This window comes from Clostridium collagenovorans DSM 3089, assembly GCF_900130005.1.
GTDB classification, from domain to species: Bacteria; Bacillota; Clostridia; order Clostridiales; family Clostridiaceae; genus Clostridium_D; species Clostridium_D collagenovorans.
This window is the reverse complement of sequence record NZ_FQXP01000006.1, coordinates 169,468-181,350: the sequence shown is the minus strand read 5'-3', so window position 1 is coordinate 181,350 and position 11,883 is coordinate 169,468. Positions and strand designations below refer to the sequence as shown.

Sequence of the window (11,883 nt, the reverse complement as noted above, 5' to 3'; positions counted from 1 at the left end):
AATCTTTATCTTACAGTTTAGTAAGAATTCATAAATATAATTTCAAATTCTGTGCCATAACCGTACCTACTTCTACAAGTAATGCTTCCATTATGCTTTTCTATAATTGACTTTGAAATAAAAAGCCCTATACCAATGGAATTACTATTAGCTTTTTGTCCTCTATAAAATCTTTTAAATATATTAGTAATATCTTCTGCTTTTATACCCGTTCCACTATCTTTAATTACAATAGATGTAAAAATCCTATTTTTCTCTATACTTACCCTTATTGGCTTGTCTTCACTATGTTCTAAGGAATTCTTTAATAAATTAATTATTGCTTCCTTCATCCAATTTATATCATGGTAAAATTCTATTTCTTTTTCATTACATTCTAAGCTTATATCCTCTATCTTTTCTTTAAAAACCCCTCGTAATTCTTCTATAGACTCTTGAATTGTGCTAACTAAATTATAATTTTGTTTATGAAAGTCTACAGCACTTACCTCTAATCTTGCCATTTTAAGCAAACTTTTTATTAAAAACTCCATTCGCTCTAATTGCCTATTACTTTTTATAAGACAATCCTTTTGAATATCTTCATTTTTTATATTTCCATAAAGAATAAGTTCATTAAATGTAATTAAACTAGTAAGTGGTGTTTTTAATTGATGTGATATATCTGATAAAATGTTCTTTAAATTTTCTTTTTCCTCTTGTAAAAGTTCCATGGAGTTTTTAAGCGTCATGCTCATTCTATTTATAGAATGCTCTAAAACTACAAAGTCTCCTTCCTTATCCTTAATCTCTAAATTATTTTCGTAACTTTCATCTATAAGCCTTTGAGTTTTTATTCCAAGACCCCTTATATGAACATAAATATTATTTAATGTTATAAACACAATAATGATTATTGTTAATATGGTTAAAATCATGAAAGCAATATTCAATACAACAAAAAATCCCATACCCTTATCTATATAAGATATATTACTAATACTTGTCTTTTCATTTACACCATATTTCCCTGCTAAAACTCTTCCCTTTTCTAACTCCTCTGTAGTAGGCTCTTTACTTATTGTATTTATTATATCTACCTTTAAATCCTCATGTTTTTCTAATAAATTTACTACCTGAGCATAATCTCTGATACTTACTTCATGGGCATAAGACATAGCTAAAGTTCTTAAAATTATAGTAAAAACAACAATTAATATACCACTTGCCATCATAATTCTAGTAGTTAGCTTTCTCACATCCTGATTCCTAAAGATCATATTCATCTTACTTGTTCCCCCTAAATCTATAGCCTACACCTCTTACTGTTTCTATTATTTTAGGATTGGATGAATCCATCTCTATTTTTTGTCTAAGCCTTTTTATGTACACTGAAAGTGTGTTATCCTCTACATAATCACCCTTATCATCCCAAAGCCTAGCTAATATCTGTTCTCTAGTCAAAATTCTTTCTTGATTCTCCATAAATAGAAGCATTAATCTATACTCCTGTGCAGATACACTTAATTCTTCACCATCTTTATATAACTTCATTTTGCTTTTATCAATGAAAATATTATTTGAATAAATACGTTCTGTTACTTCCTTAGATTTGCATTTATCTACACTCTTTCTTCTTAATATAGCCTTTATCCTAGATAATAACTCATTAATTCTAAAGGGCTTTGTTATATAGTCATCTCCACCTATATCTAAGCCTAGTACTACATTTACTTCCTCATCACAAGCTGTCAAAAATATTATAGGTATTTCTAAATCTTCCACCCTTATAAACTTGCATAAATCATAACCAGTACCATCAGGTAATGTTACATCTAAAATAATCAAATCATAATTATCTATCATAAATTTTTGCTTTCCATCACTTAAGTTATAACTACTAACAACTTTGTATCCATTACTTTCTAAAGTGTACGTAAGAGCTAAAGCAAGCGTCTCATCATCTTCCACTAGTAATACCTTATACATATTTTATCCCCCATATGATTAAATAACTAACTTCGTAAATCAATTACTCATATTGTATCATATTTTTCAATATTATACCTTTTATAGGATATATTATTTTAAATTAGATTTTTACTCTTAGGAGACCTAACTGGTATATATTCTAATATATCTTTTACTACTTATTTCACTATATATTCCACTATATATTTAACTATGTCTCATAATATCTCTTTCAATATTTTTTACCATATATAGTTTAATATCTATCTTCATCATATTTAGATTTAGATATAGTTATAGTTATAGTTATAGTTATAGTTATAGTTATAGTTATAGTTATAGTTATAGTTATAGTTATAGTTATAGAAAATTATAATATATTAAAACTATAATTATAAAATATAAAAACTGCACTTTTAACATGTATCTCATGGTAAAAGTGCAGTCATTAATATTAAAAATCAACCAAATTTTATATGCTTTTATCCAACTTTAAAACCCTCGTATTCTTAACTAAGAAAGCTTAATGCCATTTAAGGTTAATTTCATTATAAACAAGTTACATAAAGCCCTTTAATATCAAAACTTAGCCAAAACTTAGTCATAATTTATATAACTATCTTCTCTCTTAAAGTTAGCATTTTTTCAGGAAAGCTTCCATCCTTTTTATAAGATTACTTTCAAAAAGTCTACCCTTATTTTCTCTATTTTTTTCACTTATAATAAGATTTCTTCTTCTATATATACTACTAAGTAACCCTATCATAGCTATGTTTATAACAATTTCACTTCCACTAGCACTTACAAAAGGTAAATTGCAATATATAGGTGCTAAGGAAAAGCTGCTTAATATGGCTATAATAAAATTAATAAAAAATACAGTTACTACCCCTGCAAACAAATTTTTCCCATAACTATCCTTAACTTTACTTGATACTTTAAAACTTCTTATAATAAAAAGCACTATTAAAGTTATTAGGGTTATTGCTAATATCCATCCAAAACTATGAATTATATATACTAAAATAAGATTGGTTTCTATATTAGGAAACTCTACTATAGACTTACTATTACCAAATAAGGTAGCATTACCCAATATATTGCTTATTTGATTGTATATCCATCCTGACCCTTCAGCGTCCCCCCTAGAAGTAATAAATCCTAAAGCTCTAAACATAATATAGGGGCGTGAAACCATTATACCTGCACCCCATAATATTATCCCACTTGTTAAAGCACCAACATAATATAAGCTTATTTTACTGAAGCATAATACAATGATAAGCTCTATAAAATACATAACTCCAACAGCTAATTGGCTATTGATAATATATAATCCCATAGGTAAAAGTATAATTAAACTTAACTTAAAATATCCTACCTTATTATTTAATTTTATATTTTTAATAATTCCCACAGTAGAAATAATAAAAATAAAGTTAGTGATCAATGTTATTGAAAGTGATGAGCCTCCTAGTGATAAATATCCCTCTCCATTTATCGGCCTTCCTAAAAAATAATTTGATATCACAAGCATACAAGCAAAACAGTACATATGGTAACTATACTTCTCTAAATTTCTGTAGTTCCAGTTGTATATCCTATATGCAATTCCTATTCCTGCAACACTTGCAATTAAATTTTTAATTAAAATGTTTTTACTAACTAAAGAACTATAGGCCTCATTGCTCACTATGCTGTATAAAGTAAAAACTCCAATAGTTATTATAGCTACTATAAGAGATAGACTTATAAAGTCTGGCTTTGCTTTATGAACCTTATTTAATTTACTTCCTATCTCTCTTGTGCTACCCATTCTTTCAAGAGCCTTATTTATAGACTCATCCTCACTGTATCCTATATCAAGATAATCATAGCAAATCTCTAAAATATGCTCCTTGATTTCACTTGAAACCTCATCATGGACATCCTTATTTTTCACATGAATACAAACTTCCTCAAGATACAAATCAATTTTATTATTATTTTCTAAACTCATATTTATCACCTATCCAGTATCATACTATTAACTGTATCACTAAATAATGTCCATTCTTCCCGCTTCTCTTTTAAATAGGTGTTACCCTTTTCCGTTAATCTGTAGTATTTTCTTTTTCTTTTATTTTCCCCTTCTATCCAAAAGGATTCAACACATTCCTCTTCTTCTAAGCTGTGTAAAATAGGATATAGAGTACCCTCTTTAAAACTAAATACTCCCTTAGATTTAATTTCCATTTCTTTTATTATTTCATAGCCGTACATCTCTTTACGCTGAAGTAAATTTAAAATTAAAATTGTAGTACTACCCTTTAAAAGCTCCTTATTAACCTTCAAATCTCTTCCTCCCTCACTATACCTAGAATAACTATGTATCGTATATCTATGTATAACATTTTACCAATTAGTCTTTTTACTGTCAATAATATATTTAAACACTTTTTATTTCAACAAAATTATTTCTATAACATCTTAAAGCTAGAATTATTCTGTTGAAACTTATTACATATCTATCTTGAATCTAGAGATTGTATGTATTGTCTATTTAAATACTCGTAGTTATTTATACACTTAAATTAAAATTTCACCTACATGATTCTGTTCTAATTGCTTTAACAACTAAACTTAATTTTTCTTTATTGAGATTTCTTAATTTAAATCCATATATGGCATACAGGATTCTGTAAAATTAAAAGAGCTTTAAGAAATATCCCTATCTCTTAAAGCTCTTTATATTTAAATCTTATTTATATTCTTTTGCTGCTTCTTCTCCGTTTAGTACTCTTAATCCACCCATAGCTAAAGCTAAAAGCTCATCTTCACCTGGATAAACTACTACAGGAGCTATAAAATCTACTCTTTCTGAAATATATGCTATCATATTTTTGCTATATGCAATACCACCAGTTATTATTATCGCATCAACCTTACCTGATAATACAGCTGCACATTTACCAATCTCTTTAGCTGTTTGGTATGCCATACCTTCAAATACTAATTTAGCCTTCTCATCACCTTGAGCTGCTCTCTCATCTATTTCCTTAGCATCATTAGTATCTAAGTATGCAACGCATCCACCCTTACCATTGATTTTCTTTTTAATTTCCTCAATTGTATACTTTCCGCTAAAGCACATTTTTACTAAATCACCAACTGGAAGTCCTCCAGCTCTTTCTGGTGAGTATGGGCCTTCTCCATCTAATGCATTGTTAACGTCTACAACTTTACCCATTTTATGAGCACCTACAGATATTCCTCCACCCATATGTGCAACGATTAAGTTAAGTTCTTCGTAACACTTATTATTTTCCTTTGCATATCTCTTAGCTACTGCCTTTTGATTTAATGCATGGAAAATACTCTTTCTTTCTATTTCTGGCATTCCAGATATTCTAGCAACTTCTTCAAATTCATCAACAACTACTGGATCTACTATAAAGGCAGGAACGTTTAACCACTTACCGATTTCGTTAGCTATTATTCCTCCAAGATTAGATGCATGTTCCCCTTGTACACCCACTTTTAAATCCTCAACCATTGCAGGGTTTACAGCATATGTTCCCCCCTCGATAGATTTTAATAATCCACCTCTACCTACGATAGCACTTAATTCTTCTACATCAAATTTCTTTTCCTTAAGAACATTTAAAATAACATCTTTTCTAAACTCTAATTGTTCAAAAATACTGCTATACTTTGCAATTTCTTGAGCAGAGTGTCTTAAAGTTTCTATTAAAATAGGTTGTTCATTTTCATAAACCCCTATCTTAGTCGATGTTGATCCTGGATTTATTATAAGCAATTTTTTATTCATAGATTCATCCTCCATATGTAAAAGTACCATTTATATGATTATTTTTTCATTAACTCAGCAACTAAAGCAGCAAGTGCTATTGAATTTAATTTTGTTTCATAAGTATCTGCTCTTGATGTTACAATTACAGGTGCTTTTGTTCCAACAAGTAATCCCCCATTTTTAGAATCAGTTGTGTATGTTAAAGTTTTGTACATAACATTTCCTGCTTCTATATTAGGCATTAATAATATATCTGCCTTTCCAGCAACTGGTCCACTTATTTTCTTGTGATGTGCAGCTTCTTCTGATAAAGCATTATCTACAGCTAAAGGCCCATCTATTATACATCCTTTGATTTGTCCTCTTGCATTCATTTGTGTTAATGAAGCAGCATCTAATGTAGCTGGCATATTAGGATTAACTACCTCAACAGCACAAATAGGTGCAACCTTAGGTAAATCTATTCCTACAGATTTAGCAACTGTTACAGCGTTGTTAACTATATCAACTTTATCCTTTAACTCAGGATACATATTGAAAGCTGCATCAGTTATAAATAATAATCTATCGTATTTAGGAACTTCGAAAACAGCCACATGAGACATTAACTTTCCAGTTCTTAAACCTATTTCTTTATTTAATACAGCTCTTAAAAAGTTTGCTGTATCAATTAATCCCTTCATTACCATGTCTGCTTTTCCTGTAGATACAAGCTCTACAGCTCTATTAGCAGCCTTTTTCATGTCTTTTTCATCAATTACTTCGAATTGTGATAAGTCCATGTTTAAGTTTTGCGCTAAACTTTCAATTTCTGATTTATCTCCAACTAAAATAGCATTAGCAATACCCTGCTCCTTAGCAGCCTTAACTGCCTCTAGAACTGGCTCATCCTGAGCCACTGCTACTGCTACAGTTTTTATTTCATTTTCTTTTGCTTGTTTAATAACATCATTAAAATTTCTTATCATTAAAATCCCACCTCTTCCTCATATATTTTAGCGTCTTCTTCCCCTGATAGTACTCTTGCAGCGCCTTCATATAAAGCTAGCATCTCATCTTCTCCTGGTACTAACTCTATAGGTGCTATGAAATTAATCTTTTCCTTTATATAATTAACTAACCTTTCACTATAAACAAGTCCGCCAGTTAGAATTATAGCATCTACCTTTCCTTTTAAAACTGTAGCCATAGCAGCTATTTCTTTAGCTATTTGATATGCCATAGCATTAAAAATCAGTTCTGCTTCTCTATCTCCATTGACTATTTTTTCTTCAATGGCTCTTCCATCATTTAATCCTATATATCCTAAAATCCCTGAGTTTCTTTGAATATCTTTTATTAAGGAATTTTTATCGCATTTACCACTAAAACACATATCTACTAATCTATCTGAAGGCAATTCACCACATCTTTCTGGCGACATTGGTCCCCCCTCATATCCATTACTTACATCTATCATTTTTCCATTTTCAAGAGCAACAACAGAAATGCCTCCTCCAATATGTGCAACTACATATGAAGATTCTTCAAAGTTTTTATTTAACTTATTACATATTCTACGTGCTACTGCTCTTACATTTAAAGCATGTACTAAAGAAGTCCTAGGCACCTCAGGAAGTCCTGATAATCTAGCAATATCACTTAGTTCATCTACAGCCACTGGATCTACTATATAGGCATTTATATCAACCTTTTTAGCTATTTCCTTTGCTACTATTCCCCCTAAGTTAGAGGCATGTTGTCCTTGATACCCATTTTTCAAGTCTTCTATTAATCTATTAGTAATATGATACGTACCACCTGGCATTGGTCTTAATAGCCCACCCCTAGCTACTATAGCTTTAAGTTCTCCTAAGGTGATTCCTATCTCCTTAAGCCACTCTAATATTACCTTTATTCTCATGTCCTTTTGATCATAAATTTTATCAAAGGTTTCTAGCTCGCTTCTATCATGTCTTAAAGTCTTATCAACTATATTAGTACCCCTTGTGTTAAACAAAGCTATTTTAGTTGAAGTTGACCCTGGATTTATAACTAATATATACTTTTGCAAACTTCCCACAGACTTCTCTCCTATTCAATCTAAATATTTTTATTAATAAGAATGAACTATTCTTTGCTTTTCTATTTATGGAAATACAAATCAAATTTTTAGAAATTACTAATTATTTGTTTTTTTCTGATTTTATACACTCTGCTTTTATTCTAACAAATATGTTACCTTAAATTCAAGATAAGTAGTTTATTATATTTATTAATTAACATAAAAAAGTGGACTTTATTTCACCTATTATGTTAATAAAATCCACTAATTACTTAATTATTAAAGTTTATTTACTCAAGAATCCATTCCTTGATTATGCTTTCTGCTATTTTCACTCCATCAACAGCTGCTGAAATTATTCCTCCAGCATATCCTGCACCTTCACCTGCTGGATATAATCCCTTAGTAGAAATACTTTCTCCTAATTCATTTCTATCTATCCTTACTGGAGCTGAAGTTCTAGTTTCTATTCCAGTCATTACAGTATTGCATCCTGCAAATCCCTTTATCTTTCTATCAAAGTTAGTAAATCCATCCTTTAAAGATTCCACCACATATGATGGTAAACATTCTCTCATATCTCTAAATTCGTAGCCAGGTTTATATGTTGGTGTTACATTTCCTAACTTGCTACTTACATTATCTTTTAAGAAATCATCTATTCTCTGTACTGGTGCCATGTAGTTCCCACCACCTAGATTAAATGATAATTCCTCATATTTTCTTTGGAACTCCATTCCAGCTAAAGGAGAATCACCTTCAAAATCTGATGGTTTAATTGAAACAACAATAGCTGAATTGGCATTTTCCTTATCTCTCTTAGAGTAACTCATTCCATTAGTAACAAGCTTTCCTTCCTCTGATGCTGAAGCAACAACTACGCCTCCTGGACACATACAGAAACTATAAACTCCTCTGTCTAAAGCTCTACATGTATGAGTTAATTTATATTCCGCTGCTTTTAATCTAGGATGATCTGCATACTTTCCAAACTGATTCTCATTGATTAAGTACTGCTCATGCTCGACTCTTACCCCTATAGCAAATGGCTTAGAAGACATAAAAACATTTCTCTTTAGTAGCATTTCATATGTATCTCTAGCACTATGTCCTATTGATAATATAAGTATCTCACATGGAATTTCCTCTCCATTAACAACTACTGAATAAACCTTTTTATCCTTAATGTTTATATCCTCTAGGATTGAATTAAACTTTACTTCTCCCCCTAAGCTTATAATTTCATTTCTTATATTCTTTACTACTTCTTTAAGCACATCAGTTCCAACATGAGGCTTAGCCAAATACTCTATCTCTTTACCTGCTCCTGACTTTACAAGTTCCTCTAAAACATAGTTAACTCTTATATCCTTAATTCTAGTTGTAAGTTTTCCATCAGAAAAAGTTCCCGCTCCACCTTCTCCAAATTGAACATTTGAGTTTTTATTTAATACTCCACTTTGCCAAAATTTATCTACCGTTTTACTACGTTCTTCTACAGCCTCTCCACGCTCAACAATAATAGGTCTATAGCCCTTTTGAGCCATAAGAAGACCAGCAAATAATCCTGCTGGTCCCATTCCTACGATTATAGGTCTATGACTTAACTTTTTATTTCCTTGCTCGAATTCAGGTACATATTTCTCAGGTGCTATTTTAACATCATTACTATTAACTCTACTAATAACGGAAGTCTCCTTTTCACATTCAACTTCTACAGCATAGTTAAATTTTATGTTATCCTTTTTTCTTGCATCTATTGATTCTTTTACTACTCGAAGCTCTTTTATATCATTCTCTCTTAATTTTAATTTTCTTGCTACCTTAGACTTAAGTGAGTCCATTGGCTCATTTATATCTAAATTTATATTAGTGATTTGAATTGTCATTAGTTCCCTCCGAAGCTTTTTTCTTAATAGCTACTCGTACTTCCTTTGTACTTTGCGATTCTAGTGAAAGGTTACTTGGAACATTTATACTAATTGAAATAGTATGTTCTCCTTCTGCTTTACCTGATAAATCTATAGCTCCTAAGAGTTTAGATATATCAACCTTTTCTAAGTCACTTTCACCGCCATTTAAAGTAACCGTAACCTCAGTCATATTTGAGGTCATATCTAAATTTTCACCTAAGCCATTAAAAACAATTGGTACCTTAAAGCTTTTTTTTGATACGCTCTTACTAACTTCTACTTTTACAGTAATTGTTTTAATGTCTCCAAGTACTGTTATTCCCTCTGGTACTACAAGCTTAACGTCCTTGCTTGTAGACTTATTTACTCCCTGTAAATCTACAGGTTCAGTTTCAATCTGATTAACTTCATTTAACTTAGAGTCTTCTCCTGTGATTTTAACCTCATAGGTTGAAGTCTTTACACTTTGTAGACTAAGTCCTGAATCCACCGTGTTCTTAGTATTTATTTTAACTGGTACAGTTTTCACCTTATTCACTGGTATTTGTATATTTACAGTCCTTGGTGATATATCTAAGCCACTTATAACCTTTCCTGCTGAATCCACAGCATTTAACTCAGCTGTTACAGTCTTTGCCTCTGATACACCCTCAAGATTCACATCAGCAACAACCTCTTTTACTTGATTAAGCTTTGATGTAGCTCCACTGACCTTTACTTCATCAGGGCTTTTTACAATATCGCTTACGTTATATCCTTCTGAAACCTTTCCGCTAATATTAAGTTTTACTGGAAAGTTTTTAGATTGCAATGCATCTAAATTTATATTAACCCATAGCTGACTACTATTTACAACAGTAACGTTATCCGGAAGTTGTTTTATGATAATAGGTATTCTATTATCACCTTCCTTTAATGCATAGTCAGCAAGATTAGCTTCTAGTTTTATTTCATGCTTTTCTAATGTATTTACATCCGAAGTTTTCCCCTTAACAGTAATATCAACATCATAACTTCCATCTGATGTAGCTACGAAGCTATGTTGTGCTAAGGTATCTAAGCCTTCCACTGTAACCGGCACCTTTTTAATTGTTCTACTTACGACAGGGTTCTGCACATTGGATATATAGAGCCACAAAATAAATGAAGCTAATACACAACAAATTTGGATTATGAATTTGTGTCTTTTTTCTTTATCCATGATTTCACCCTCTCTTTGATTGTGCTCTTTTTGTTTTCTCTATTTCCCAAAACTCTCATCAACACATTCTTCAATTTTTCTTTATCGAAATTTCTTATTAATTTACCATTAATAGCTATTGATATAGTTCCTGTTTCCTCAGATACTACAATAACTAATGCATCTGCTGTTTCTGACAGCCCTATAGCTGCTCTATGTCTAGTACCTAGTTGTTTATTAATAGACTTGTTTTCTGTTAAAGGTAAAAAACATCCTGAAGCTACTACTCTATTATCTCTTATAACAGTTGCTCCATCATGTAGAGGTGTATTTACTACAAAAATATTTTCTAATAATGCCGCTGACACTAAGGCATCTATTTTAGTACCTGTATTTATTACTTCTCCAAGCCCTGTTTTTTGTTCTAAAATTATTAATGCTCCAACTTTTTCTTTTGCTAAATTATCTACAGCAGTTACAAGTTCTGTAACCACATTGTCTCTCACTGCTTCATCTCTTAAAGTTAACTTTTCTGTAAAAGTGCTCCTACCTATATGTTCTAAAGCTCTCCTAATTTCTGGTTGAAATATGATAACTATAGTTAAAACACCTATGGTTATGGTTTCATTTAAAATCCAATTTAAGGTTGTTAAATGTAAAGTATCACTTATAGGTATTAATAAAAATATGAGTAAAATTCCTTTTAATAATTGTTCCGCTCTAGTTTCTTTTATTAATGTATATATCTTATAAAAAATTAAAGATACCACAGCTATGTCTAAAATGTTAAAGACAGTCATATTTTTTATAGTATTAAGAATTATGTTTAGGTACTCCACCATCTCACCCCGACTTTAAAGTGTTATATAAATAATTATACACCAATACAGTAAATTATAGTTGTACTTTTACTATATTTTTTATTTATTTTTTACTACATCTTATTTATTAAACCTATGGTTTTTGATATAATTTTTATAATATTTTTCCAAATCACAATATA

10 protein-coding genes are annotated in these 11,883 nt (G+C 30.6%); all 10 read right to left on the bottom strand.

The annotated features are described in order from the left end of the window. Nucleotides 1-17 precede the first annotated feature (17 nt). Nucleotides 18-1,265, bottom strand: coding sequence for a sensor histidine kinase (locus BUA48_RS09040; protein ID WP_072831733.1), 1,248 nt, complete (start codon nt 1,263-1,265; stop codon nt 18-20). A 1-nt stretch (nt 1,266) separates the two neighbouring features. Then, nucleotides 1,267-1,968 (bottom strand): response regulator transcription factor, encoded by a 702-nt coding sequence (locus BUA48_RS09035; protein ID WP_072831732.1) that lies wholly within the window; start codon nt 1,966-1,968, stop codon nt 1,267-1,269. A 616-nt stretch (nt 1,969-2,584) separates the two neighbouring features. Next, entirely contained in the window at nt 2,585-3,949 is a 1,365-nt protein-coding gene (locus BUA48_RS09030) for an FtsW/RodA/SpoVE family cell cycle protein (protein WP_072831731.1), read from the bottom strand. A 5-nt stretch (nt 3,950-3,954) separates the two neighbouring features. Further along, nucleotides 3,955-4,284 (bottom strand): PadR family transcriptional regulator, encoded by a 330-nt coding sequence (locus tag BUA48_RS09025; RefSeq protein WP_072831730.1) that lies wholly within the window; start codon nt 4,282-4,284, stop codon nt 3,955-3,957. 406 nt (nt 4,285-4,690) lie between these two features. Then, nucleotides 4,691-5,761, bottom strand: a complete 1,071-nt coding sequence (buk, locus tag BUA48_RS09020; RefSeq protein WP_072831729.1) for a butyrate kinase — start codon at nt 5,759-5,761, stop codon at nt 4,691-4,693. 38 nt (nt 5,762-5,799) lie between these two features. Beyond that, complete coding sequence (gene ptb / locus BUA48_RS09015; protein ID WP_072831728.1) at nt 5,800-6,711, bottom strand: phosphate butyryltransferase; 912 nt, start codon at nt 6,709-6,711, stop codon at nt 5,800-5,802. Continuing rightward, nucleotides 6,711-7,796, bottom strand: a complete 1,086-nt coding sequence (gene buk / locus BUA48_RS09010; protein WP_072831843.1) for a butyrate kinase — start codon at nt 7,794-7,796, stop codon at nt 6,711-6,713. The genes ptb and buk (BUA48_RS09010) overlap by 1 nt, the downstream gene beginning before the upstream one ends. Before the next feature lie 281 nt (nt 7,797-8,077). Beyond that, a complete protein-coding gene (locus BUA48_RS09005) occupies nt 8,078-9,676 on the bottom strand; it encodes an NAD(P)/FAD-dependent oxidoreductase (RefSeq protein ID WP_072831727.1) in 1,599 nt (532 codons plus the stop codon). Beyond that, nucleotides 9,657-10,901 (bottom strand): CdaR family protein, encoded by a 1,245-nt coding sequence (locus BUA48_RS09000; RefSeq protein WP_072831726.1) that lies wholly within the window; start codon nt 10,899-10,901, stop codon nt 9,657-9,659. The genes BUA48_RS09005 and BUA48_RS09000 overlap by 20 nt, the downstream gene beginning before the upstream one ends. Further along, nucleotides 10,871-11,719, bottom strand: a complete 849-nt coding sequence (cdaA, locus tag BUA48_RS08995) for a diadenylate cyclase CdaA (protein WP_072831725.1) — start codon at nt 11,717-11,719, stop codon at nt 10,871-10,873. Before cdaA ends, BUA48_RS09000 begins: the two co-directional genes overlap by 31 nt. Nucleotides 11,720-11,883: the final 164 nt, after the last annotated feature.